20 protein-coding genes are annotated in these 24,010 nt (G+C 73.3%); 12 read left to right on the top strand and 8 right to left on the bottom strand.

All coding sequences use genetic code 11. The features are described from left to right. Positions 1 to 97: 97 nt before the first annotated feature. The 3 genes from BJY14_RS00945 to tkt all read right to left on the bottom strand — a co-directional run bounded on the left by BJY14_RS00945 (position 98) and on the right by tkt (position 5,080). The gene (locus BJY14_RS00945) at positions 98 to 1,753 is read right to left on the bottom strand and encodes a glucose-6-phosphate isomerase (protein ID WP_179841821.1); all 1,656 of its coding nucleotides are present in this window, start codon (positions 1,751 to 1,753) and stop codon (positions 98 to 100) included. Further along, on the bottom strand, positions 1,750 to 2,865 hold the full coding sequence (gene tal / locus BJY14_RS00940) for a transaldolase (protein WP_179841820.1): 1,116 nt from the start codon (positions 2,863 to 2,865) through the stop codon (positions 1,750 to 1,752). Before tal ends, BJY14_RS00945 begins: the two co-directional genes overlap by 4 nt. A gap of 88 nt (positions 2,866 to 2,953) precedes the next feature. After that, the gene (tkt, locus tag BJY14_RS00935) at positions 2,954 to 5,080 is read right to left on the bottom strand and encodes a transketolase (protein ID WP_179841819.1); all 2,127 of its coding nucleotides are present in this window, start codon (positions 5,078 to 5,080) and stop codon (positions 2,954 to 2,956) included. Between the two features lie 552 nt (positions 5,081 to 5,632). Between tkt and BJY14_RS00930 the strand changes: the two genes are divergently transcribed. The 3 genes from BJY14_RS00930 (at position 5,633) to BJY14_RS00920 (ending at position 9,014) form a co-directional block, all read left to right on the top strand. After that, positions 5,633 to 6,622 (top strand): heme o synthase, encoded by a 990-nt coding sequence (locus BJY14_RS00930; protein WP_179841818.1) that lies wholly within the window; start codon positions 5,633 to 5,635, stop codon positions 6,620 to 6,622. An 88-nt stretch (positions 6,623 to 6,710) separates the two neighbouring features. Further along, positions 6,711 to 7,934, top strand: coding sequence for a PrsW family intramembrane metalloprotease (locus tag BJY14_RS00925; RefSeq protein ID WP_179841817.1), 1,224 nt, complete (start codon positions 6,711 to 6,713; stop codon positions 7,932 to 7,934). Between the two features lie 81 nt (positions 7,935 to 8,015). Further along, positions 8,016 to 9,014 (top strand): COX15/CtaA family protein, encoded by a 999-nt coding sequence (locus BJY14_RS00920; protein ID WP_179841816.1) that lies wholly within the window; start codon positions 8,016 to 8,018, stop codon positions 9,012 to 9,014. Positions 9,015 to 9,021: 7 nt separating this feature from the next. Here the strand turns inward: BJY14_RS00920 and polX are convergent, their stop codons facing one another. From polX to BJY14_RS00895, 5 genes are all read right to left on the bottom strand, one after another. Further along, complete coding sequence (gene polX, locus BJY14_RS00915) at positions 9,022 to 10,740, bottom strand: DNA polymerase/3'-5' exonuclease PolX (protein ID WP_179841815.1); 1,719 nt, start codon at positions 10,738 to 10,740, stop codon at positions 9,022 to 9,024. Positions 10,741 to 10,778: 38 nt separating this feature from the next. Next, the gene (gene prcB / locus BJY14_RS00910) at positions 10,779 to 11,615 is read right to left on the bottom strand and encodes a proteasome subunit beta (RefSeq protein ID WP_179841814.1); all 837 of its coding nucleotides are present in this window, start codon (positions 11,613 to 11,615) and stop codon (positions 10,779 to 10,781) included. Positions 11,616 to 11,686: 71 nt separating this feature from the next. After that, the gene (locus BJY14_RS00905; protein WP_179841813.1) at positions 11,687 to 12,637 is read right to left on the bottom strand and encodes an EamA family transporter; all 951 of its coding nucleotides are present in this window, start codon (positions 12,635 to 12,637) and stop codon (positions 11,687 to 11,689) included. A gap of 3 nt (positions 12,638 to 12,640) precedes the next feature. After that, positions 12,641 to 13,357 (bottom strand): ABC transporter permease, encoded by a 717-nt coding sequence (locus tag BJY14_RS00900; RefSeq protein ID WP_179849096.1) that lies wholly within the window; start codon positions 13,355 to 13,357, stop codon positions 12,641 to 12,643. Positions 13,358 to 13,407: 50 nt separating this feature from the next. Then, positions 13,408 to 14,334, bottom strand: a complete 927-nt coding sequence (locus tag BJY14_RS00895) for an ABC transporter ATP-binding protein (protein ID WP_179841812.1) — start codon at positions 14,332 to 14,334, stop codon at positions 13,408 to 13,410. A 175-nt stretch (positions 14,335 to 14,509) separates the two neighbouring features. Here BJY14_RS00895 and BJY14_RS00890 point away from each other — a divergent pair, with 175 nt between their 5' ends. The 9 genes from BJY14_RS00890 to BJY14_RS00850 all read left to right on the top strand — a co-directional run bounded on the left by BJY14_RS00890 (position 14,510) and on the right by BJY14_RS00850 (position 24,007). Continuing rightward, positions 14,510 to 15,751, top strand: coding sequence for an arginine deiminase (locus BJY14_RS00890; RefSeq protein WP_179841811.1), 1,242 nt, complete (start codon positions 14,510 to 14,512; stop codon positions 15,749 to 15,751). Then, positions 15,751 to 16,752 carry an ornithine carbamoyltransferase gene (gene argF, locus BJY14_RS00885; protein ID WP_179841810.1) on the top strand — a complete coding sequence of 334 codons (1,002 nt, stop codon included), beginning with the start codon at positions 15,751 to 15,753 and terminating at the stop codon, positions 16,750 to 16,752. The genes BJY14_RS00890 and argF overlap by 1 nt, the downstream gene beginning before the upstream one ends. 29 nt (positions 16,753 to 16,781) lie before the next feature. After that, positions 16,782 to 17,717, top strand: coding sequence for a carbamate kinase (arcC, locus tag BJY14_RS00880; protein ID WP_179841809.1), 936 nt, complete (start codon positions 16,782 to 16,784; stop codon positions 17,715 to 17,717). Then, positions 17,714 to 19,180 (top strand): amino acid permease, encoded by a 1,467-nt coding sequence (locus tag BJY14_RS00875; protein WP_312878893.1) that lies wholly within the window; start codon positions 17,714 to 17,716, stop codon positions 19,178 to 19,180. The genes arcC and BJY14_RS00875 overlap by 4 nt, the downstream gene beginning before the upstream one ends. Next, on the top strand, positions 19,173 to 20,225 hold the full coding sequence (locus BJY14_RS00870) for a universal stress protein (protein WP_179841808.1): 1,053 nt from the start codon (positions 19,173 to 19,175) through the stop codon (positions 20,223 to 20,225). Before BJY14_RS00875 ends, BJY14_RS00870 begins: the two co-directional genes overlap by 8 nt. An 80-nt stretch (positions 20,226 to 20,305) precedes the next feature. Further along, entirely contained in the window at positions 20,306 to 21,148 is an 843-nt protein-coding gene (locus BJY14_RS00865; RefSeq protein ID WP_376769990.1) for a helix-turn-helix transcriptional regulator, read from the top strand. Continuing rightward, the gene (gene sufB / locus BJY14_RS00860) at positions 21,145 to 22,557 is read left to right on the top strand and encodes a Fe-S cluster assembly protein SufB (RefSeq protein WP_179841806.1); all 1,413 of its coding nucleotides are present in this window, start codon (positions 21,145 to 21,147) and stop codon (positions 22,555 to 22,557) included. The genes BJY14_RS00865 and sufB overlap by 4 nt, the downstream gene beginning before the upstream one ends. Continuing rightward, positions 22,557 to 23,693 carry a Fe-S cluster assembly protein SufD gene (gene sufD, locus BJY14_RS00855; RefSeq protein WP_179841805.1) on the top strand — a complete coding sequence of 379 codons (1,137 nt, stop codon included), beginning with the start codon at positions 22,557 to 22,559 and terminating at the stop codon, positions 23,691 to 23,693. Before sufB ends, sufD begins: the two co-directional genes overlap by 1 nt. After that, positions 23,690 to 24,007, top strand: a complete 318-nt coding sequence (locus tag BJY14_RS00850) for a non-heme iron oxygenase ferredoxin subunit (RefSeq protein ID WP_179841804.1) — start codon at positions 23,690 to 23,692, stop codon at positions 24,005 to 24,007. Before sufD ends, BJY14_RS00850 begins: the two co-directional genes overlap by 4 nt. Positions 24,008 to 24,010 lie beyond the last annotated feature (3 nt).

The following is a 24,010-nucleotide window of genomic DNA, read 5'->3' as shown; positions in this document are numbered from 1 at the left end:
GGAGAGAAAGGGCATCCGCGACCATCTCCATTGATCTTCTTGGCCGCTTCCCGGATCCGGCCGGTCGCCTCGCGTCGACGCGGCCGGACCCGGTGGGTCAGCCGAGGGCCGCGGCGAGGCCGCCGAGGCCCTCCGCGCGGTCGCGCAGGTGGATCCGGAAGGCGGGGCGGCCGAGCGAGCGCAGCACCCGCAGGTCGCCGAACGCCTGCGCGAGCTGCAGCTCGCCCAGGCTGTAGGGCTTGCCCGGCACCGCGACGTCATCGGTGACCGCGCCGGTGACCTGCAGGAACGCGCCGTTCGCCGGACCGCCCTTGTGGTACTGCCCGGCCGTGTGCAGGCAGCGGGGTCCCCACCCGAACGTGACGGGGGCCGGATTCCTGCGGACCTTGGCGGCCCGCGCGGCCAGCAGGGGCCGCAGCTCCGCCGCCGCGGCGTCCCCGGACCGGTCCAGGTAGGCCAGGAGCGCCAGGTAGCCGCCCTCCGGGACGTCCTCCAGGAGGACGTCCAGCGCCTCGCTGAGGGTCTGCGCGCCACGCAGCGCGTCCTCGGGGGCGTGCACCTCGACGGCGCCCTCGACCAGCTCGGGGGGCCGGTGCACCACCGTCGGCGCGGCGCCCTCCTCCGAGCGCAGCAGCGCCGCCGTGCTCTCCCGCGACTCGGCGACGTCGGGCTCGGCGAACGGGTCGACCCCGGTCACCCGGCACGCCACCGCGACCGCGTACTCCCACAGCAGGAACTGCGCGCCGAGCGGCCCGGCGACGCTGACGCCCGCCTCGCGCCCGGGGCCCGGCTCGTCCGGGCGGCGGCCGAGGATGACGCGCCGCAGCTCCCCGGTCAGCTCGAAGCCGGGCGCGTCAACGCCCTCCACCACGACCGGGAGCAGGCCCTTGCCGTCCTTGCCCATCGCTCCGGCGACCAGCTGCTCCGCCCACGCGGCGAAGCCCTCCAGGCCGGAGCCGAGGTCGGCGATCACCAGCTTGTCGCGGGCGCCGAGCGCCGAGGAGCCGAGCGCCGCGCCGAGCGCCAGCGCCGGATTGTCGTAGGGCTGCCGCAGCACCGCCGCGAGCCGGGCCGCCTCGTCCAGCAGGGTTTCGACGTCCGCGCCCGCGAGCGCCGCGGGGACCAGTGCCCTCGCGCCGAGCGCGCCGAAGCGGCCGTCGACATCGGGCTCGGTCAGGACGAGATGGTGCCCGACGTCGCCCGCCGCCCGCTGGAGGCCGGAGCCCTCCTCGGCCACGACGACGAACCGGCGCGCCAGCTCGGCGCCCTTCAGCCCGGCCTCGGAGAAGGCGCGCCCGAAGACGCGCCGGAGCGACTCGGCCTCGACGCTCTCGTCCGCCACGACGACGAGCGTCCGGTCCAGGCCGCCGGCCAGGACCGCGGACACCTCGTGCGGATCGGTGGTGTCGAGGACCGTCAGGTCGGCGCCCGCCGTCCGGCAGATCGCGTCCGCGGCCAGCGCCGCGCCCCCGGACGCGGCCAGCACGACCCGGTCGAGCCCGGCGGAGCGGACCTCGCCCACCAGGCCCGACAGCCGGTCGCTCAGGTACCGCGAGGTCTCCGGCAGGCCCAGCCAGCCGAGCCGGCGGGCGGCGAGCGGAGCCGCGTCCGGCCCCCACAGCTTGGCGTTGCGGGACACCAGCGAGCCCGGCACGCCGTCGGAGACGAGACGATCCAGGACCGTCTCGCTCTCGTCGACGACGGCGCCGCGGATGGTGACCGAGATCCCCCCGGCGGTCACCACCGAGGTCACGCGCCGGCCTTCTTGGACTCCAGCTCGCCGGTGATGGTGTCGAGGAGCTCCTTCCAGGACGCCTCGAACTTCTCGACGCCCTCCTCCTCCAGCACGCGCACGACGTCGTCGTAGTCGACGCCGGCGTCCTTCAGCGCGGCCATGTGCGCGCGGGCGTCGTCGTAGGCGCCCCGGACGGTGTCGCCGCGGACCTGGCCGTGGTCGGCCTCCGCCTCCAGCGTCGCCTCCGGCATCGTGTTGACCGTGCCCGGCGCGACCAGCTCGTCCACGTACAGCGTGTCGCTGAGGTCGGGGTCCTTCACGCCGGTCGAGGCCCACAGCGGCCGCTGGGGACGGGCCCCGGCGTCCTTGAGCGCCTTCCACCGGTCGGTGCCCGACTTCTCCTCGTACAGGGCGTAGGCGAGCCGGGCGTTGGCGAGGCCCGCCTTCGAGCGCAGCGCCTTCGCCTCGTCCGAGCCGATCTTGTCGAGGCGCTTGTCGATCTCGGTGTCCACCCGGCTGACGAAGAACGAGGCCACCGAGGCGATCTTCGACAGGTCGTGGCCGTTCTCCCGGGCCTTCTCCAGGCCGGCGTAGAACGCGTCGATGACCTTGCCGTAGCGCTCCAGCGAGAAGATCAGCGTCACGTTCACGCTGATGCCCTCGGCCAGCGCCGCGGTGATCGCCGGCAGGCCCTGCTCCGTCGCCGGGATCTTGATGAGCAGGTTGGGCCGGTCCACCATCCACCACAGCGCCCGCGCCTCGGCGATCGTGCGGCGGGTGTCGCGGGCCACCCGCGGGTCGACCTCGATCGACACGCGGCCGTCCAGGCCCTCCGTCCGGTCGTAGACCGGGCGCAGCACGTCGCAGCCCCACCGGATGTCGTAGGTGGTGATCGCGCGGGACGCCTCCTCGACGTCCACGCCGCGCACCGCGAGGTCGCGGACCTGCTCGTCGTAGGCGTCGCCCTTGCTCAGCGCCTTCGCGAAGATCGTCGGGTTGGACGTGACGCCGACGACGTGCCTGTCCTTGACCAGCTCCGCCAGGTTGCCCGAACGCAGCCGCTCCCGGCTGATGTCGTCCAGCCAGATCGACACGCCCTCGCCGGAGAGCTCTTTCAGATTGTCGCTCATCGTTTTCTCCTCGTCGTCTTCGTCGTCCGCCGGGGGAGGGCGGCGGCGCCCGGGGTGCGCGGGCGCCGCCCGCCTCGCGGGCTCCCGCTCAGTTGCCGGTCGTCTCGCCCTGCCCGGCGTTCCGCACGCCGGCCTTGATGAGACTGGCCTTGGCCGCAGCCACCACGCGCTCGGGCGTGATGCCGAACTGGAGGAACAGGGTCTTGTAGTCGGCCGAGGCGCCGAAGTGCTCCAGGCTCACCGACTCGCCGGCGTCGCCGACGTAGCCGCGCCAGCCGAGCGCCACGCCGGCCTCGACCGAGACCCGGGCGCGCACGCCCGGCGGCAGGACCTCCTGCCGGTAGGCGTCGGTCTGCTCCTCGAACCACTCCACGCACGGCATCGACACCACGCGGGTCGGGGTGCCCTCGGACTGCAGCGTCGCGCGCGCCTGCAGCGCCAGCTCCACCTCGCTGCCGGTCGCGATGATGATCACCTCGGGCCGCCCGCCCTCGGCGTCGGCCAGCACGTAGCCGCCCTTGGCGGCGCCCTCAGCGGACGCGATCTCGCCGCCGCGCTCCAGCGTCGCCAGCTTCTGCCGGGTCAGCGCCAGCCCCGCCGGGCGGTCGGTGTGCCGCAGGACGGTCCGCCACGCCACCGCCGTCTCGTTGGCGTCGGCAGGTCGGACGACGTCCAGGCCGGGGATCGCCCGCAGCGCCCACAGGTGCTCGACGGGCTGGTGGGTCGGCCCGTCCTCGCCGAGGCCGATCGAGTCGTGCGTCCACACGAAGGTGACCGGCAGCTTCATCAGCGCCGCCAGCCGGACCGCCGGGCGCATGTAGTCACTGAAGATCAGGAACGTGCCGCCGTAGGGGCGGGTGCCGCCGTGCAGCGCGATGCCGTTGCAGATCGCGGCCATCGCGTGCTCGCGGACGCCGAAGTGCAGCGTGCGGCCGTAGCGGTGCCCGGGGAACTCCTTGGTCTGGAACTCCTCCGGGATGAAGGACGGCTCGCCCTTCATCGTCGTGTTGTTGCTCTCCGCGAGGTCGGCCGAGCCGCCCCACAGCTCCGGCAGCGCCGGCGCCAGCGACGCCAGCACCTCCCCGGACGCCGCGCGGGTCGCGATGGACTTGCCCGCCTCGAACCGCGGGAGCGCGTCCTCCCAGCCGGCCGGAAGCGTCCGGGACGAGATCCGCTCGAACTCCGCGGCCCGCTCGGGGTTCGCGGAGCGCCACGTCTCGAACGCCTTGGTCCACTCGGCGTGGTCGGCGCGGCCCCGGTCGGACACGGCGCGGGCGTGGGCCAGCACGTCCTCGGGGACGTGGAAGCTCTCGGCCGGGTCCATGCCGAGGACCTGCTTGGTCGCGGCGACCTCGTCGGCGCCGAGCGCCGAACCGTGGATCTTGCCGGTGTTCTTCTTGTTCGGCGCCGGCCAGCCGATGATCGTGCGCAGCGCGATGAAGGACGGGCGGGACGTGTCGGCCTTGGCCGCCGCGAACGCCTTGGCCAGCGCCGCGACGTTCTCCGCGTAGTCGCCGTCCTGCGTCCAGTCGACGTGGTGGACGTCCCAGCCGTAGGCCGCGTACCGGGCGCGCACGTCCTCCGACAGCGCGATCGCCGTGTCGTCCTCGATCGAGATGTGGTTGTCGTCGTAGAGCAGGACCAGGTTGCCCAGCCGCTGGTGCGCCGCCAGGGCGCTCGCCTCGTGGCTGATGCCCTCCTCGATGTCGCCGTCGGACGCGAACGCCCAGATGGTGTGGTCGAAGGGGGACTCGCCCTCTGGCGCGTCCGGGTCGAACAGGCCGCGCTCGCGGCGGGCCGCCATCGCCATGCCCACGGCGTTGGCGACGCCCTGCCCGAGGGGCCCGGTGGTGGTCTCCACGCCCGCGGTGTGCCCGTACTCGGGGTGGCCGGGGGTGAGGCTGCCCCACTTGCGCAGCGACTTCAGGTCGTCCAGCGTCATCGGGTAGCCCGACAGGTACAGCTGGATGTAGAGGGTCAGGCTGGAGTGTCCGCAGGACAACACGAACCTGTCCCGCCCGGCCCAGTCCGGGTCCGTCGGGTCGTGCCGCAGGAACCTCTGGAAGAGAAGGTAGGCGGCCGGCGCGAGGCTCATCGCCGTCCCTGGGTGACCGGAGCCCGCCTCCTCGACCGCGTCCATGGCGAGGGCGCGGATCACGTCCACCGCGCGCCGGTCCTGGTCGGACCACTCAAACGTGCTGTTGTCCCTGCTCACGGAAACGCCAGGCTCCTCTCGAACCGGTGTCAAAATAACCACTCTGTAATGTTGTACGCGGGAGCCGCCGTGCGCGGGCTGTGCCCCGCGGACGACCCCCACACAGGACAACGCCCGGCGGTGCGGCGCCTCTTCCCCCCGCCCCGCACGGCCGCACGGGCGCGGCCACGAAGATCATGCCCGCGCCCAGCCGCGAGCCTATCGCGCGGGAGGGCCGCCACAGGCGGGTCGGGGGACCGCTGCGCCGCGCGCCGGGCATCGGGCCGCGACGCTCATGCACCCTTGCCCGAACGCCTCGCGGACTAACCCCCCGCACGGGTGATCCGGCGGGTGATCCGTGGTCCGGGCGGGCCGGCCGGCGTCGCGCCCGGCGCGTCCGGCGACCCGGTGCGCGCCCCCCGGAGGGGGCGGACTACAGTGATTGCGCGGCTGACGCCAGCGGCCGCGGTAAGACGACCAAGCCGAAGTCGCACCCAGCCGAGGCCGGCCCGATCGCGGGGCACCGCCAGGGTGGTATCGATTTCCCATCCCTAGTCAGACGTGGACCCGATTGTGACGGTGCTCAGTAACAAGCGCGGGATCGACCTGGACGAGCAGGTGCCGGAGGCGCCCGCGTCCAGGCTCGCGCCGCCCCCCGCCGAGCGGGCCGCCCGGCGCGCGCCCCTCGCGAGCGTGCGCGCCTACGTGGCGCTGACCAAGCCGCGCGTGATCGAGCTGCTCTTGATCACGACCATCCCGGTGATGTTCCTGGCGGACCGGGGCGTGCCGCCGCTGTCCACCGTGCTGCTGACACTGGCGTTCGGCACCATGTCCGCCGGCGCCGCCAACGCGGTCAACTGCTACATCGACCGCGACATCGACGCCAAGATGCGCCGCACCCGGCGCCGCCCGCTGGCCCGCCACCAGGTCACCCCGGCCCGCGCCCTGATCTTCGGGGTGACGCTGGCCGTGCTGTCCACCGCCGGGTTCCTGCTCGCGGTCAACCCGGTCGCCGCCGCCGGGTCGCTGTTCGCGATCCTGTTCTACGTCTTCGTCTACTCGCTGCTGCTCAAGCGGCGCACCTCGCAGAACGTCGTCTGGGGCGGCATCGCCGGGTGCATGCCCGTCCTCATCGGCTGGGCCGCCGTCACCGGGAGCGTCGCCTGGACGCCGCTCGTCCTGTTCGGCGTGGTGTTCTTCTGGACGCCGCCGCACACCTGGACGCTCGCGATGCGCTACCGCGAGGACTACGCCGTCGCCAAGGTCCCGATGCTGCCGGTCGTCGCGTCCGAGCGGCGCGTCGTGGTCGAGAGCCTCGTCTACACCTACGCGACCGTCGCGTGCTCGCTGCTGCTGTGGCCCGTCGCCGGGATGGGCCCGGTCTACGGGGCCGTCGCCGTCGTGCTCGGCCTGGTCTTCCTGGCCGAGGGCCACCGGCTGCTGAAGGCCGTGCGCGCCGGGGTCACCGGCGTCCACCTGCGGCCGATGCGCTTCTTCCACCTGTCGAACGTCTACCTGGCGCTGCTGTTCACCGCCGTGGCGGTCGACCCGCTCCTGCACTGACCGGCGCGCTCCCGCGCCCCGGGCCGGCGCGGGAGGCGGCCGCCGGCGCTTGCGCGATCGGTGCGACCTGCCGTTACGCTTCGACGTTATGGCGAGCATGGATCCCAAGGCGGTGCTCGAAGGCCGTGTCCCCGGGCGGCCTCCGGTCGGCCTGATCCTCGGCATGACCGTGTCCGGGCTGTGCGCCGTCGTCGCGCTCGGCACGGAGGCCGCGCTCGGCGGGGCCGGCTTCTGGGTCGGGGTGCTCCTCGCCATCCTGCCGATCCCGGTGCTGATCGCCCTCGCCCTCACCCTCGACCGGCTGGAGCCCGAGCCGCCGCGCGCCCTGGCCTTCGCCTTCATGTGGGGGGCGGGCGTCGCCGTGCTGGGCGCCCTCGTGCTCAACACCGCCGGGATGCTGTACGTGACCGTGCCCATCTTCGGCGAGACGGAGGGCCACTTCGTCAGCGCCGCGATCGGCGCGCCCATCATCGAGGAGACGCTGAAGGGCGCCGTCCTGTTCGGCATGCTGTGGTTCCGCCGCAACGAGATCGACGGGTTCGCCGACGGGATCATCTACGCCGCCATGGTCGGGCTCGGCTTCGCCATGCTGGAGAACGTCACCTACTACATGCGGGCGTTCGAGGACGGCGGCGCGCAGCAGCTCCAGGCGGTGTTCGTCCTGCGCGGCCTGATCGCGCCGCTCAGCCACCCGCTGTTCACCTCGATGACGGGCCTCGGCGTCGCCTACGCCGCCACGCACCGGCGCGGCCAGATCCTCGCGCCGCTCGCCGGGCTGCTCGGCGCGATGGTGCTGCACGGGCTGTGGAACGGTGCGGCCGCGTTCGGGCTCGGCGGCCTCGGCATCGTCTACGTGCTGGACTTCTGCGTCCTGGTCGCGCTGATCGTCATCGTGTTCGTCGAGCGGCGCGGCACCGTGCGCCGGATCGAGGCCTACCTGCCGATGTACGCGGGGACGGGCCTGGTGACGCCGCAGGACGTGCGGATGCTGGGCTCCATCCCCTCCCGCCGCGCCGCCCGCCGCTGGGCCCGCTCGGTCGGCGGCGCGCCCGCCGGGCGCGCCATGGTCGACTACCAGCTCGCCGCGACGGAGCTGGCGCTGCTGCACAAGCGCGCCGACCGCGGCGTCGCGGACCAGCGCTGGTTCGTGGCCCGCCGCGACTCGCTGCTCGCACTGATGTCGATGGCCAGGCAGGCGTTCCTGCGCACCCCGCCGCGCCCGGGAGCGGGCCATCAGGCCGGGCCGCCGTGGGCGCGGCAGGGGCCGTCGGGGTTCCTGCCGCCGCGGCCGCCCGGCCCGTACGGCGCCTGACATGACGCCGCGCGCGGAGCGGCGCGGGGGAGGGCGGGGGCCGGGTCACGGTCACGGGGACCCGGCCATACGATTGGTGCCGTGGCAGAGCGAGAGTCGTCCAACCTCCTGATCCGGACCTGGAACGCCGTGTGGCGCCCGACGCCCGGGTCCCTGCGGCTGCTCGCGCTGATCGGCGTCATCGGCAACGTGGTGATCGTCGTCAGCGGCGGCGCCGTCCGCGTCACCAAGTCCGGCCTCGGCTGCCCCGACTGGCCGCGCTGCTCCGGCGACAGCCTGGTGCCGACCCACAATCCCGAGCACCACGTGCTCAACATGTCGATCGAGTTCGGCAACCGCCTGATCACCTTCGTGGTGCTGGGCGTCGGCGTGCTGGTGTTCGTCGCCGCGCTGCGGCTGCGCCCGCGCCGCCGGAGCCTGGTGCGGTGGGCGCTGGCCCAGCCGATGAGCGTGGTCGCCCAGGCGGTGATCGGCGGCATCGTCGTGCTGACCAAGCTGCACCCGGCGGCCGTCTCGCTGCACTTCCTGGTCTCACCGGCCCTGCTGGTGTTCTGCGTCGCGCTGTGGATCCGCGCGGGGGAGGGCGACGAGCCGCCCCGGCCGCTCGCCGGGCCCTGGACGCGCCGCCTCGCCGCCGCACTGCTGGTCTCCTGCGCGGCGGTGCTCGTCGCGGGCACCGTCGTCACCGGCACCGGCCCGCACGCGGGCGACGCAGAGTCGCGCCGGTACGGCTTCGACATCACCGACGTCGCCCGCATCCACGGCGAACTGGCGTGGCTCGCCATCGCGCTGACGGTGCTCGCCATCGTCGTCCTGCACCGCACGGGAGCGCCCGCCGCCGCGCGCCGCCGCGCCCACGAGCTGGCCGGGCTGATCGTCGCGCAGGGCGCCGTCGGCTACGTCCAGTACTTCCTCGGCGTCCCCGCCGGCCTGGTGCTGCTGCACATGCTCGGCGCGGTGCTGATGTGGATCGCGGCGTTCCGCCTGTTCTTCGCCCTGCGCGACCGGGGCCCCGTCCCCGCCGCCGCGGGCCCCGCCCCGGTGGCCCCGAGGCCCGCCGAGGCCCCCCAGCCCGCCTGAGCCGCGCTCAGGCCTTGCGCAGGAACGCGCGCAGGCGCTCCAGCGGCCAGGTGTTGATGACGTCGTCGGGGGTCAGCCAGCCCCGCTGGGCGGTGCCGACGCCGTAGCGGATGTTGCGGTGGTGGCCGACCGAGTGGGCGTCGGTGTCGATGGAGAACTTCACGCCGAACCGCTTCGCGCGGCGGACCAGGTCGGCGGGCAGGTCGAGGCGGTCGGGGAAGGAGTCGACCTCCATCGCGGTGCCGGTGCGGGCCGCGGCGCGGAACACCTCGTCCCAGTCGGCGTTCACCGGCGCCCGGCGGCCGATGCTGCGGGCGGTCGGGTGGCCGATCACGTGGACGTGGGGGTTCTCGCACGCGCGGACGAGCCGCCGGGTCATGCTCGCCTCGTCCTGCGTGAAGTGGGAGTGGACGGAGGCGACGCACACGTCGAAGCCGGACAGGAAGTCGGCGTCCCAGTCGACGCCGCCGTCGGGGTCGATGTTGAGCTCGGTGCCGTGCAGGAGCGTGAGGCCGGGGAACCGGTCCCGCAGTTCGGCGATCCGCGCGCGCTGGGCGAGCATCTTCTCGTCGGTCATGCGCTGCATGACCAGGTTCGGCGCGTGGTCGGTGATCGCGTAGTACTCCAGGCCGCGGTCCAGCGCGGCGGCGGCCATGTCCTCCAGGGAGGCGACGCCGTCGGTCAGGTCGGTGTGGCTGTGCAGGTCGCCGCGCAGGTCGTCGACGGTCACCAGGCGGGGCAGCTCGTCCTCGAGCGCCGCCTCGATCTCCCCGGCGTCCTCGCGGAGGGTGGGGTGGATCCAGGGCAGGCCGAGGCGCTCGTAGACCTCCTCCTCGGTCCTGGACACGATCAGCTCGTCGGTCCCGGCGTGGAACAGCCCGTACTCCGACAGCCTGAGCCCCGCCTTCACGGCGATCTCGCGGGTGCGGATGTTGTGGGCCTGCGAGCCGGTGAAGTACTGGAGCGCGGCGCCCCACGACTCGGGCGGGACGACCCTGAGGTCGACCTGCAGGCCCCGGGAGGTGCGGATCGAGGTCTTCTTGTCGCCGCCCGCGATCACCTCCGCGACGAACGGGAGCGCGGTGAACGCCTCCATGACCGGGCGCGGGTCGAGCGAGGCGGCCAGCACGTCCACGTCGCCGATCGTCTCGCGCATCCGGCGCAGCGAGCCGGCGTGCGCGCAGCGCTCCACCTGGGGCAGCGCGGAGAGGACGGCGACGATCTCGTCGGCGACGCCCGCCGCGGCGTCGACCAGGACGCGCTCGCCGGAGCCGCGCATCAGCTCGATGCCGTGGAGGATGTTCTCCTCGGTCTTGGCGCCGAAGCCCTTGAGCCCGCGGAGCCGGCCCTCCTCGACGGCGGCGGCCAGCTCGTCCACCGAGGAGACGCCCAGCGCCTCGTAGACGGCGAGGGCCTTCTTCGGGCCGAGCGTGGGGATGGCGGTGAGGGTGCGGACCCCGGCGGGGATCTGCGCGCGCAGCTCCTCCACCTGCCGGATCGTGCCGGTGGTGTTGTAGTCGAGGAGCTTCTTGGCGATCGCGTCGCCCACCCCCGAGATCTCGCGCAGCCCGGCCAGGTCGAGGCCGGCGATGTCGCCCGGGTGCCCCGCGACCGCCCGCGCCGCCTTCTCGTACGCCCTGATCTTGAACGCGTCGCCGCCCGTGATGGACAGCAGATCGGCCAGTTCCTGGATGAGGGCCGCAGCCTCGTCGTTCGCCCGTGCCATGGGCCGAGTCTAGAAGCCGGGTACGACGGTTCCGGCGCTCAGCGCAGGGGCGCGACGGGGCCGCCGGGCCGCTCGGTCCGGCCGCGCACGACGTCCTCGCTGATCGCCGCCACCTGCTCGCCGGGCAGCCGCCGGTAGCCGTCGGCGGTGACGACCGCGATCGTCGGGTAGATGCGCCGGGCCGGGTCGGGGCCGCCGGTGGCGGTGTCGTCGTCGGCCGCGTCGTAGAGGGCCTGGACGCACACGGTGGCGGCGTCCTCCAGGGACAGGTCGTCGCGGTAGAGCTTCTTCAGCGCACCGGTCGCGTACGGGGAGCCGGAGCCGTCCGCGTGGAAGCCGCGCGCCTCCTGCGGGGCGCCGGTGATGTCGTAGGTGTAGATCCGCGCGTCGCCGGAGCCGGGGTCGAGGCCGGCGAACAGCGGGACGACCGCGAGCCCCTGCAGGGCCTGCGCGAGGTTGGCCTGGATCACGGCGCCGAGGCGGCGGGCCTTGCCCGGCAGCGACAGCGGGACGGTCTCCATCTTCTCGTAGTGCTCCAGCTCCACCTGGAACAGCCGGACCATCTCCAGCGCAAGCCCGACGGTCCCCGCGAAGGCGACGGCGGAGTACTCGTCGGCGCGCTGCACCTTGTCGAGCTCGCGGTAGGCGATGCGGTGGCCCTGCGTGGCGCGCCTGTCGCCGGCCATCATGACGCCGCCCGGGAACGTCAGCGCCAGGACCGTCGTCCCGTGCGGCAGCTCGGGCGCGTCCCCCTCGGGCACCCGGTTGACGGGCAGCAGCTCAGGGGAGTGCAGGCGCAGGAAGTCGACGAACGACGCCGACCCCGCCTCGAAGAACTCGGGCGGAATTCCCTGGTCCTCGCTCCGGCCGATCACGGCGGCTCCTCTCCGGCTTGATGATCGCGACGTCTCGATCCTTCCACGCTGCCACACGGGGCCGCCACCGCTCAGGCCTCGGGCGCCCCGGGAGGCTCCTTCTGGCTCCGGGTCGCGCCAGCGCAGGCGACGATGACGCAGCAGATCGCGACCCACTGGCGGCCCGTGAGGATCTCGCCGAGCAGCGCCACGCCGACGAGCGCCGCCACGGCGGGCTCCAGGCTCATGAGGATCCCGAAGACGCGGGCGGGCATCCGCCGCAGCGCCTCCAGTTCGAGCGAGTACGGGATCACCGACGACAGCAGACCGACGCCGAGGCCGATCAGCACCAGCCGCGGGTCCAGCAGGGCGGAGCCCGCGGACGCCACCCCGAGCGGGAGGATGGCGACGGTCCCGACGACGCTGGCGAGCGCCAGGCCGGTGGAGCCGGGGAAGCGCCGGCCGGTCGCGGCGGTGAGCACGATGTAGCCCGCCCAGCACGCCCCCGCCAGCAGCGCGAACGCGATGCCGACCGGGTCGAGCGCGCCGGCGCCGCCCCGGGCCAGCAGGACGACGCCGGCCCCCGCCAGCACGACCCACAGCGCGTCGCGGGGGCGCCGGGAGGCGACGATCGAGACCAGGAGCGGCCCGAGGAACTCGATCGTGACCGCGACGCCCAGCGGGATCCGCGAGAACGACTGGTAGATCGAGAAGTTCATCAGCGCCAGCGCCAGGCCGAAGACGGCGGCGATCGCGAGGCTGGAGCGCGAGTGGTCGCGCAGGACGGTCCGCAGCGCCTTGCGGGTGAGGAACCCCAGCACGATCGCCGAGGTCAGCAGCCGCATCGTCACGACGGCGCTCGGCGGCAGCCGGTCGAACAGGTGCTTGGCGAGGCCCGCCCCGACCTGGAGGGAGATGATGCCCATCAGGATCAGCGCGGGCGGCGGAACCGACCCGAGCGACAGCTGCCGCGACGGCAGCGCCCGCGCCCGGGAGGCGCGTGAAGCGCCGCCGAACGAGCCGGGTGCCTCAGACAGGGCCATGTGCTACTCCCACCTGAAGAAGCGGGCGGCCAGGACGAGGCCCGCGACGGCCCACACGGCGAGGACCGCCAGCGGCTTGCCCGGGAAGGCGGAGCCGTGCTGGAGGACCTGGCGCAGCCCGTCGGAGAGCGCCGAGATCGGCAGCAGCTCCAGGGCGGACCGCACCCCGCCGGGGAACCGGTCCAGAGGGAAGACGACGCCGCCGAGGGCGAGCAGCAGGACGTAGACGAGGTTGGCGGCGGCGAGGGTGGCCTCGGCGCGCAGCGTCCCGGCCATGAGCAGCCCGAACCCGCTGAACGCGGCGGTGCCGAGCAGCAGCAGGACGACCACCGAGGCGGGGTCGCCGTGCGGGTGCCAGCCGAGCGCCAGCGCCACCGCGCAGACCACGGCGGCCTGCACGGCCTCGACCGCGACCACGCTGAGCGTCTTGGCGGCGATGAGCCCGCCGCGCGGCAGCGGGGTCGCGCCGAGCCGCTTGAGGACGCCGTAGCGCCGCTCGAAACCCGTGCCGATGGCCTGGCCGGTGAAGGCGGTGGACATCACCGCGAGGGCGAGGATGCCGGGCGCGAGGAAGTCGACGCGGCGGCCCGCGCCGAGGTCGACCAGGGACGTGGCGCTGAACAGCGCGAGCAGCACCACCGGGATGATCAGCGTGAGCAGCAGCTGCTCGCCGTTGCGCAGCACGGCGCGGAACTCGTAGCCGGCCTGGGAGAGGATCATCCGCGGCAGCGGCGCGGCGCCCGGCGCGGGGGCGAGGTCCAGCGGGGTCGTCACGAGCGCAGCTCCCGTCCGGTGAGTTCCAGGAAGACGTCCTCCAGCGTGCGCCGCTCGATCCGCAGGTCCTCGGTCATGACGCCGTGCGAGGCGCACCAGGCGGTGACCGTGGCCAGCAGCTCGGGCCGGACGTCGGCCTCGATCAGGTAGTGCCCGGCGGGCGACTCCTTGGCGGCGCTCCCGGCGGGCAGCGCCGCGAGCAGCTCCTCCAGGCCGAGGCCGGGGCGGGCGCGGAACCGCAGCTGCCGCTCGGCGCCGGTCAGCTCCTCGGGGGTGCCCTGGGCGACGACCCCGCCGCCGTCGACGATCACGACGTGGTCGGAGAGGCGCTCGGCCTCCTCCATGTTGTGCGTGGTGAGCACGACCGACACCCCCGCGGCGCGCAGCTCGCCGATCAGCTCCCAGGTGGCGTGCCTGGCCTGGGGGTCGAGCCCGGTGGTGGGCTCGTCGAGGAAGACCAGCTCGGGCCGCCCGACCACGGCGACGGCGAGGGAGAGCCGCTGCTGCTGCCCGCCCGACATCCGCCGGAACGGGGTGCGGGCGTGCCCGCTGAGGCCGAGCCGCTCCAGCAGGGCGGAGGCGTCGAGCGGCGCGCTGTGGAACGAGGCGACGAGCCGCAGGAACTCGCCGGCCCGGGCGGTGCCCGGCACGCCGCCGGACTGCGGCATGACCCCGACCCGCGGGCGCAGGGCGCGCCCGTCGGCGGCGGGGTCGAGGCCGAGGACGCGGACGGTGCCCGCGTCGGCCCGCCGGAACCCCTCGCAGATCTCGATCGTGGTGGTCTTGCCGGCGCCGTTCGGGCCGAGCAGCGCGGTGACCTCGCCCCGGGCGGCACTGAGCGACAGGCCGTCCACGGCCGTCACCGCGCCGTAGCGCTTGGCGAGCGAGTGCAGTTCGACCGCGCCGTCTCCGGGGGGTGTCATGGTGTCGAGTTTAGGTCCGGGGCAGGACAGCTCCGCGCCCGGTCCCGGCGGTCTCCGCGCGAGGCCCGCGGTCGAGCCCTCCCGGTGGAAGTCGATCTAGTTTCGCCGCCGCGCCCGGGGGAATCCGCGATCTGGGGGAGCCGCGGCGCCGTGGCCGGGCTCCGGGGAGGTGGGGATGGCTTTCCGCGTCGATTCGGAGGTCGGCCGGCTCCGGGAGGTGCTGCTGCACCGGCCCGAGCTGTCGCTGAAGCGGCTCACCCCCTCCAACGCCGCGGGGCTGCTGTTCGACGACGTGCTGTGGGTCAGGCGGGCGGTGGAGGAGCACGAGGAGTTCGAGGACGTACTGCGCGCCCAGGGCGTGCGGACGCACCTGCTGATCGACCTGCTGGGCGAGACCGTGAGCATCCCCGAGGCGCGGCGGCACATCCTCGACAGGGTGGTCGACCCGCACTGGTTCGGCCCGCTGGCCACCGACGCGATCCGCAACTGCTTCGACGCCATGGACGTGGCGGAGCTGGCCGCGTTCCTGATCGGCGGCATCACCAAGCGGGAGATGCTGGAGCGGATGCCCGAGCCGGCGTCCATCGCGTTCCACTCCATCGGCATGGACGGGTTCGTCCTGCCGCCGCTGCCCAACCACCTGTTCACCCGCGACACGTCCTGCTGGATCTACGGCGGCGTGTCGATCAACACGATGCGCATGAAGGCCCGGATGCGCGAGACGGTGAACATGGAGGCGGTGTACCGCTGGCACCCGCTGTTCGCGACCGGCTACGACCGGCCCGCCGAGGGCGGGTACCACGTGTGGAACCGCGGCACCGCGATGGCGCCGGCGACGCTGGAGGGCGGCGACGTGCTGGTCCTCGGGAACGGCGCCGTGCTGGTCGGGATGAGCGAGCGCACGCAGCCGCAGGCCGTGGAGATGCTGGCGCAGTCGCTGTTCGCCGCGGGCTCCTGCGACCGGATCGTCGCCCTGCGGATGCCGCGCAAGCGGGCGTTCATGCACCTGGACACGGTCATGACGATGGTCGACCACGGGGTGTTCACCAAGTACGCGGGGATGGGCATGCTGCCGTCCCACACCGTGGAGCCCGGCGACACCGAGAAGGAACTCAAGATCACCGACCATCCGGCGGAGGACATGCACCGGGCGGTCGCCGCGGCGCTCGGGCTGGACGACATCAGGGTCCTCACCCCCACCCAGGACGTGTTCGCCGCGGAGCGCGAGCAGTGGGACGACGGCGCGAACGTGCTGGCCGTCTCGCCCGGCGTGGTCATCGCCTACGAGCGCAACGCCACGAGCAACCACCACCTGGACCGCGCCGGCGTCGAGGTGATCACGATCCGCGGCAGCGAGCTCGGCCGGGGCCGCGGCGGCCCGCGCTGCATGAGCTGCCCGCTCGTCCGGGACGCCTGATGGCGGCCGGCCTGCGCGGGCGCAGCCTGCTGAAGGAGCTCGACCTCACGCCCGGCGAGTTCGGGCACCTCCTCGACCTGGCGGCCGACCTGAAGGCCGCCAAGCGCGGCGGGACGGAGACGCAGGCGCTGACGGGCAAGAACATCGCGCTCATCTTCGAGAAGACCTCCACCCGCACCCGCTGCGCGTTCGAGGTCGCCGCGCACGATCAGGGCGCCCACGTCACCTACCTCGACCCCACCGGGACGCAGATCGGCCACAAGGAGTCGATGAAGGACACGGCGCGCGTCCTCGGGCGGATGTACGACGGCATCGAGTACCGGGGGTCCAGCCAGAGGCGCATCGAGGAACTGGCCGAGCACGCGGGCGTCCCCGTGTGGAACGGCCTGACCGACGAGTGGCACCCGACGCAGATGCTCGCCGACATGCTCACCATGCGCGAGCACGGCGGCAGGCCGCTGCGTGAGGTCACGTACGCCTACCTGGGCGACGCGCGCAACAACATGGGGCATTCCTACGTGGCGGCCGGGGCGCTGCTCGGGATGGACGTCCGCATCGTCGCCCCGCGCGGCCTCTGGCCCGACGAGGAGACGGTCCTCGGGCCGTCCCGCGCGGTCGCGGCCGGGACGGGCGCGAGCGTCACCGTCACCGAGGACGTCGCGGACGGCGTGCGCGGAGCCGACTTCGTCATCACCGACGTGTGGGTGTCGATGGGCGAGCCGGCCGAGGTGTGGGACGAGCGGATCGCGCTGCTCAGGCCCTACCAGGTCAACGCCGAGGTCATGCGGGCGACGGGCAACCCGGCCGCCAGGTTCATGCACTGCCTGCCGGCGTTCCACGACCGGGGGACGGCCGTGGGGGAGGAGATCTACCGCAGGACCGGCCTGGACGCCCTGGAGGTCACCGACGAGGTGTTCGAGTCCGAGGCGTCGATCGTCTTCGACGAGGCCGAGAACCGGATGCACACGATCAAGGCGGTCATGGTGGCGACGCTCGGCTGAGCGGGGGCCGCCGGGGAGGGGGAGAACGCATGCGCGTGGTCGTCGCGCTCGGAGGGAACGCGCTGGTCAAGCGGGGGCAGACGCCCGACGCCGAGCTCCAGCGCGCGAACGTCGACCGGGCCGTGCGGTCGCTGGCGCCGCTCGCCGAGCGGCACGAGCTGATCATCACGCACGGGAACGGCCCGCAGGTCGGGGTGCTGGCGCTGGAGAGCGTCAACGACCCGAACCTGACCCGGCCCTACCCGCTGGACACGATCGGCGCCGAGACCCAGGGCATGATCGGCTACTGGATGCTCCAGGCGCTGCAGAACGCGCTGCCCGGCCGCCAGGTGATGGCGATGATCAACCAGACGCTGGTGTCGGCGGTGGACCCGGCGTTCCAGAACCCCACCAAGTTCGTCGGCCAGGTCTACGAGCGGGAGGAGGCGGAGAAGCTCGCCGCCGAGTACGGCTGGACGGTCCGGCCCGACGGCGACCGCTGGCGCCGCGTGGTGCCGTCCCCGCGGCCGCAGCGGGTGATCGAGACGCGGCTGATCAGGGAGCTGGTCCGGCTCGGCACGGTGGTGGTGTGCGCGGGCGGCGGAGGCGTCCCGGTCTTCCGCAACGACGTGGGGCGGCTGGAGGGCGTCGAGGCGGTGGTCGACAAGGACCTCACCGCGGCCGTCCTCGCCGAGAGCATGGACGCCGACGCACTGCTCATCCTCACCGACGTGCCCCGCGTGATGCGCGGCTTCGGCACGCCGCGGCAGGAGGAGATCACCCACACGACGCCGTACGAGCTGCGCGGCGAGGACTTCCCCGCCGGGTCGATGGGCCCGAAGGTCGAGGCGGCGGTGGGCTTCGTCGAGCGGACGGGCGACATGGCCGCGATCGGGATGCTCGACCAGTGCGAGCGCATCCTGGAGGGGACCGCGGGGACGATCGTCACCCCGAACGCCACCTGGCCGCTGGCGAGCACCCTGTGACCGCGGGGAGCGCGCCGGAGGGCTTCGCGCGCAGCCTGCTGCGGACCAAGCCCGTCGACCTCATCGTCGCCGAGGGCGGGCACGGCGAGGGCGGTGAGCTGAGGCGCACGATGAGCCTGCTCCAGCTCACCCTGTTCAGCGTCGGCGCGACCCTCGGCACCGGCATCTTCGTCGTCCTCGGCGAGGCGGTCCCGCTGGCCGGGCCCGCCGTGGTGCTGTCGTTCGTCCTCGCCGCCGTCACCGCCCTGTTCTCGGCGCTGTCGTACGCCGAGCTGGCCGGCACCATCCCCGTGTCCGGCTCGTCCTACTCCTATGCCTACGCGACGCTGGGCGAGCTGGTCGCGTGGGTCTGCGGCTGGTGCCTGCTGCTGGAGTACGCCGTGTCGGTGTCGGCCGTCGCGGTCGGCTGGGGCTCCTACCTCAACGCCTTCCTCGACGGCGCGGCGGGCTTCACGATCCCGGCGCAGATCAGCAACCCGCCGGGGGAGGGCGGCCTGGTCAACGTTCCCGCGGTGATCGTGGTGCTGTTCGCCACGGTGCTGCTGCTGCGCGGCACGTCCGAGAGCGCCGCCGCGAACACGGTCATGGTGTTCCTCAAGATCGGCGTGCTGCTGTTCTTCTGCGCGATCGCCTTCACGGCCTTCCGGGCGGGGAACATGGCCCCGTTCGCGCCGATGGGGTGGGCGGGCATCAGCGCGGCGGGCTCCAAGGTGTTCTTCTCCTACATCGGCTTCGACGCCGCCTCCACCGCCGGCGAGGAGGCCCGGAACCCGCGCCGGGACCTGCCCCTGGCGATCATCTTCTCGCTGGCCATCGTGACCGCCCTCTACGTCCTGGTCGGGCTCGCCGCGGTCGGCGCCATGCACTGGACGCGGTTCTCGCTCAGCGGCTCCGAGGCCTCCCTGGCGCAGGTGCTGGACTCGGTGAGCGGGCGGGCGTGGCCGTCGGTGGTCCTGTCGCTGGGCGCCGTGATCGCCATCGCCAGCGTCGTGCTCACCGTCATGTACGGGCAGACGCGCATCCTGTTCGCGATGTCGCGGGACGGGCTCGTCCCGCACGTCTTCCAGAAGGTGAGCCCGCGGCGCCGCGTGCCGGTCGCCAACACCGTCATCGTGGCGGCGTTCATCGCGCTCCTCGCCGCGGTGATCCCGCTCGGCCGGCTGGTCGACGCCACCAGCATCGGGACGCTGTTCGCGTTCGCCCTGGTCAGCGTCGGCGTGATCATCCTGCGCCGCACCCGGCCGGAGCTTCCGCGCAGCTTCCGGGCGCCGCTGTACCCGGTGACGCCGCTGCTCGGCATCGCACTGTGCGTGTACCTGATGGTCGGGCTCGGCGGTGTCACCTGGACCGTCTTCGCGATCTGGACCGCGGTCGGCCTGGCCGCCTACTTCCTTTACGGCCGCCGCCATTCGCGCCTGGCCGTCCGCAACGCAGGGCCCATCGGAGGGAGCCCGCATGAGTGAACCGAACGGCACCGAACCGCGCGGCGGCGAGCCGGGGGGCGGGGGACCGAACGGGCTGCGCGTGGTCGTCGGGTACTCGCCCGACGATCGCGGCGACGACGCCCTGGCCCTGGCCGCGCTGATCCGGTCGGCGGACCGGTCGAGCCGGCTCGCGCCGCTGACGGTCGTCAACGTCCATCCGCCCCCCTGGCCCGCGCGCAGCCCCGCCTCGGTCGACGCCGAATGGGTCGCCTACCTCAGGGGGCAGGCGGAGGAGGCACTGGCCGGGGCCGCCGCGCGGCTCGGCGAGCTCCAGGTGCCGCGCTCGGAGCTGGACCTGCGGGTGCGCGCCCACCGGGGCAGCGGGCGCGGCCTCATCGAGGCCGCGCGGGAGGTGGGCGCCGACCTCGTCGTCATCGGCTCGGCGCCGGGAGGCCGCCGCGGCCGGATCGCCATCGGCAGCACCGCCGACCAGCTCCTGCACGACTCGCCCGTCCCGGTCATGCTGGCGCCGCGCGGGTACGCCGAGGAGTCGCTGCACCACCACCGGATGCTGGGGCCCGACCGCTCGGCGCGGCGGCTGGAGCGGATGACGGTGGCGTTCTGGCCGCGCCGCGACGTCGAGGGTCCGCTGCTGGCCGCCGCCGCGCTCGCGCAGACGCTGGGGCTTCCGATGCGGCTGCTGACGCTGGTGGTGCGCCCGGCGGCCCTCGCGGCCAGGCTCGGCGGGGTCGCCGGCGCGCTGGAACGCCAGGTCGCCCAGGCCGACGAGGACCTGCGGGAAGCCGCGGGCCTGCTCGGGGCGCGCCTGGGGGACGGGATGCCGGTGGAGCGGCTCGCGGAGGTCGGGACCGGGGTCGCGGGGACCCTGGACGCCGTCGATATGCTGCCGGGCGAGATCGTCGCCTGCCTGCCCGGCCGTCACGGGCCGCTGCGCAAGGTGTTCCTCGGGGAGGGGTCCGGCAAGATCGTCCGGGCCGCGCCGTGCCCGGTGCTGGTGCTGCCGCGCGGGACCGGTGCGGGGCAGGGCGAGTCCCCCGCCGGCGAGGACGCCCAGCTTAGGTAAGGCTTACCTGCGTGAGCTACGACATCGGCGAACCGGTGTTTCGCGGGAAGTAATTACGGCACACTGATGTTGTGAAAAACGTGGGCGAGGATCAGACGAGCACCGGGGGCGCCGCCGTGCGCTCCGCCGGCGTGCCGTCCGGCCAGCCCGAGCGCGACACCCGCGCCCGGGTGGCCAGGCTGATCCTCGAGCACGGCCCCGTCACCGCGTCCACGCTCGGGGAGCGCGTCGGCCTCACGCCGGCGGCGATCCGGCGGCACCTGGACGCGCTGCTGGCCGAGGGCATGATCGAGGTCCGCAAGGCGCGGGTGCCGCAGTCCCGGCGCGGCCGGGGCCGTCCCGCCAAGTGGTTCGCCATCACCGACGCCGGGCGCAGCGCCTTCGTGCACGCCTACGACGATCTGGCGACCAGCGCCCTGCGGTTCCTCGCCGAGACGGCCGGCGACCACGCGGTCGCCGAGTTCGCCCGGCGGCAGATCGCCGACCTGGAGCGCCGGTACCGGCCCGTCGTGCAGGACGCACCGCCCCACCAGCGGGTCCGCACGCTCGCCGAGGCCCTGTCGGGGGACGGCTACGCGGCCGCCGCCGCCAAGGCGCCCCAGCCGGGCGGCGGCGAGCAGCTGTGCCAGCACCACTGCCCTGTCGCGCACGTCGCGGCGGAGTTCCCCCAGCTGTGCGAGGCCGAGACCGAGGCGTTCAGCCGCCTGCTGGGCACTCCCGTTCAGCGGCTCGCCACGATCGCGCACGGCGACGGCATCTGCACCACCCACGTCAGCTCCCGCTCGCTGTGCGGGGCCGGCGACACCGGCGAGGGCGGCGCCCGCGCCGCGCACGCCGCCCCTGGCGGGGACACGGCGGACGCGGGGGCGTCCGCCGGAACGCATCTGACCAGTGACGAGGAGTCCGGAGGGACCTCCCTATGACTACGGCAGCCCACCCGGAGCTCGAAGGGCTCGACAGGTACAAGTTCGGCTGGGCCGACTCGGACGCGGCCGGCGCCTCGGCGCGCCGAGGCCTGAACGAGGACGTCGTCCGCGACATCTCGGGCAAGAAGAACGAGCCCGAGTGGATGCTCGACCTGCGCCTCAAGGGGCTGCGGCTGTTCAGCAAGAAGCCGATGCCCACCTGGGGCTCGGACCTGACGGGCATCGACTTCGAGAACATCAAGTACTTCGTGCGCTCCACGGAGCAGCAGGCCACGTCCTGGGAGGAGCTCCCCGAGGACATCAAGAACACCTACGACAAGCTCGGCATCCCCGAGGCGGAGAAGCAGCGCCTCATCGCCGGCGTCGCCGCCCAGTACGAGTCGGAGGTCGTCTACCACAAGATCCGCGAGGACCTTGAGGAGAAGGGCGTCATCTTCGTCGACACCGACACCGGCCTGCGCGAGCACCCGGAGATCTTCCAGGAGTACTTCGGCTCGGTGATCCCGGTCGGCGACAACAAGTTCGCCGCGCTCAACACCGCCGTGTGGTCGGGCGGCTCGTTCATCTACGTCCCGCCGGGCGTGCACGTGGAGATCCCGCTCCAGGCCTACTTCCGGATCAACACCGAGAACATGGGCCAGTTCGAGCGGACGCTGATCATCGCCGACGAGGGCTCCTACGTCCACTACGTCGAGGGCTGCACCGCCCCGATCTACAAGTCCGACTCGCTGCACTCGGCCGTCGTGGAGATCGTCGTGAAGAAGGACGCCCGCGTCCGCTACACGACGATCCAGAACTGGTCCAACAACGTCTACAACCTGGTGACCAAGCGCGCCGTCGCCTACGAGGGCGCCACCATGGAGTGGGTCGACGGCAACATCGGCTCCAAGGTCACCATGAAGTACCCGGCGATCTACCTGCTCGGCGAGCACGCCAAGGGCGAGACCCTGTCGATCGCGTTCGCGGGCGAGGACCAGCACCAGGACGCCGGCGCGAAGATGGTGCACGCCGCGCCGAACACCTCCAGCAGCATCATCTCCAAGTCGGTGGCGCGCGGCGGAGGCCGCACGTCCTACCGCGGCCTGGTGCAGATCCAGGAGGGGGCCGAGCACAGCAAGTCCACGGTCAAGTGCGACGCGCTGCTGGTCGACCAGATCAGCCGTTCCGACACCTACCCCTACGTCGACGTCCGCGAGGACGACGTGGAGATGGGCCACGAGGCCACCGTCTCCAAGGTGTCCGAGCAGCAGCTGTTCTACCTGATGAGCCGCGGCCTCACCGAGGACGAGGCGATGGCGATGATCGTGCGCGGGTTCGTCGAGCCGATCGCGCGCGAGCTGCCGATGGAGTACGCCCTGGAGCTGAACCGGCTCATCGAGCTGCAGATGGAAGGAGCCGTCGGCTGATGGGGCTGGAGCAGAAGCCTCTCTCGACGCTGCACGAGAAGGCGTCCTACGAGGTCGCCGACTTCGACGTGCCCACGGGCCGCGAGGAGGAGTGGCGGTTCACCCCGCTGCGGCGCCTGCGCGGCCTGCACAACGGCACGGCGGAGGACGGCGGCAAGGTCCTGCTGGAGGTCGAGGCGGCGCCCGAGGTGACCGTCGAGACCGTCGGCCGCGACGACGAGCGCCTCGGCAGGGCCTACGTCCCCGCCGACCGGGTCAGCGCCCAGGCGTGGACCTCCTTCACCCAGGCCACGGTCGTGACCGTCCCGAAGGAGACCGCCGCCTCGGCGCCGACGGTGCTGCGGCTGCGCGGCGAGGACGCCTCGGCCGCCGCCTACGGGCACACCACCGTCGTCCTGGAGCCCTTCGCCGAGGCCACCGTCGTGCTGGCGCACCACGGGTCGGCGACCTACGCCGACAACGTCGAGTTCGTCGTCGGCGACGGCGCCCGCCTCTCGGTGATCAGCCTGCAGGACTGGGCGGACGACGGCGTCCACGTCTCCCACCAGCACGCCCGGCTCGGCCGCGACGCCCGGTTCGTCTCGCACAACGTCTCGCTCGGCGGCGACGTCGTGCGGATCTCCCCGTCCGTCGCCTACGAGGGGCCCGGCGGCGACGCCGAGCTGTACGGGGTGTACTTCGTCGACGGCGGCCAGCACCTGGAGCACCGCCTCCTGGTCGACCACGCCGTCCCGCACTGCCGCAGCCGCGTCGACTACCGCGGCGCCCTGCAGGACCGGGACGCGCACGCCGTCTGGATCGGCGACGTGATCATCCGCGCGGAGGCCGAGGGCACCGACACCTACGAGCTGAACCGCAACCTCGTGCTCACCGACGGGACGCGGGTCGACTCGGTGCCGAACCTGGAGATCCTCACCGGCGAGGTCGCCGGCGCCGGGCACGCCTCGGCGTCCGGGCGGCTCGACGACGAGCACCTGTTCTACCTCCAGGCGCGCGGCATCACCTTCGACCAGGCGCGCCGCATGGTGGTCCGGGGCTTCCTCGGCCAGCTCATCGAGCGCATCGAGGTCGCCGAGGTGCGCGAGAAGGTGCGCGAGGCGATCGAGGCGGAACTGGACCAGGGAGCGGCCAAGTGACCTACGTGAAGGTCTGCGCCCTGGACGAGGTCCCCGCCGACGGGGCGCTCGGCGTCGAGGTCGACGACACGCCCGTCGTCATCGCGCGGAGCGGCGGCGACGTGTTCGCGCTGAACGACATCTGCTCGCACGCCGAGGTCTCGCTCTCCGAGGGCGAGGTCTACAACGGCACCATCGAGTGCTGGCTGCACGGGTCCTGCTTCGACCTGCGCAGCGGCAAGCCCACCAACCCGCCGGCCACGCAGCCGGTCGCCACCTACAAGGTCAGGGTCGAGGACGGCGAGGTCTACGTCTCGCTCGCCGGCGACGACTGACCG

It is taken from the genome of Actinomadura luteofluorescens, assembly GCF_013409365.1.
GTDB lineage: Bacteria > Actinomycetota > Actinomycetes > Streptosporangiales > Streptosporangiaceae > Spirillospora > Spirillospora luteofluorescens.
This window is presented reverse-complemented; position numbering and strand designations above follow the sequence as displayed.